We start from the raw sequence: 1,107 nt of genomic DNA on the forward strand, positions 1-1,107 counted from the left end.
TGGACACTGGCATTTGAGCGCTTGCCAGGGGAGTCTTTGAGTTTCCCACTCTCTCGTGCGGCTTCGATTCGCACAACTAGGTTTCCGTCGTATGGTGACGATTCGCCTTTAACTTTCACATGACGCACTATTGGGGTGTCGGCATGGTCAAGTAATCGAAATGGGGTTAATCCATCCTTTTTCGTTGCGAATACCCAGTTATCACCGCCTATGGAATGCCAATATTTGTTTGACACCCATTCCCTGCTCTTTTTTGGGTGGCGGCGTTTTGCCCAAGCGCTTAACTTTTGGTACGTGAGGTTATCGATATCTGAGTAAGTCACCTTACTTACCACAGTCGCATAGTAGTTTGCCCATCCCCTAATGATTGGGCTTAGATGGTTGATTAGCGCCACTTGCGGTGCTGCCTTATGGGCTTCGATAACACTAGCGATTTGATCGTAATGTACCTTTTGCGAATGCTTACTTGGGGTGATGATTGTTTTAAAACCCTGATTAGAATGATACTTTCCAACAGTGAATTGTTGTATCCTAAAACCAAGGAAATCGAACCCTGGTTTTTCTTGCTCATACTGGTTGAGAGTGTGAGTAAGTCTCGTTTTGCTGGGTTTTAGTTCTAAACCCATGCCTTGTAACCATTCAGAGATTATCTCTTTACATCTTTGGACAACGGTTATATCTTCGTGAAGAATAACGAAGTCATCGGCATAACGAATTAGACTTAGGCTTTTACGGTTGTCCCGCTTACCATGACCACTTCGGGTGGGCAAAGTATCAGCATACTTTTTAATTCGTTCTTCCATCCCGTGGAGGGCAATATTTGCCAGTAGTGGAGAAATTACTCCGCCCTGTGGCGTACCCTCAGATGTTGGAAACAACTGCTTATCATCCATCACTCCCGCTTTTAACCAGGCTCGAACAGGTCGGCGGATGGTGGGGAATGTATTTAATTTTTTGAGCAGTGCTTCATGGTCGATGCGGTCGAAACACTTGGCAATGTCAGCATCTAGCACGTATTTAGATTTCTGACTAAGCTGTTGTACCTTTAAATAGGGTATAATAAAAAAGGAGTTTAGTCAATCTCTACAAAAATGCCAGCTAAAAACC

Annotated in this window: 1 pseudogene; it reads right to left on the reverse strand. The window is 44.2% G+C overall.

From position 1 onward, the window contains the following. A pseudogene (locus tag QUB35_RS39040) lies at positions 1 to 1,034 on the reverse strand (reverse transcriptase domain-containing protein); the annotation flags it as partial. Positions 1,035 to 1,107: the final 73 nt, after the last annotated feature.

The sequence above is a fragment of the Microcoleus sp. B13-B6 genome (assembly GCF_036705405.1).
Classification (GTDB): Bacteria; Cyanobacteriota; Cyanobacteriia; order Cyanobacteriales; family Microcoleaceae; genus Microcoleus.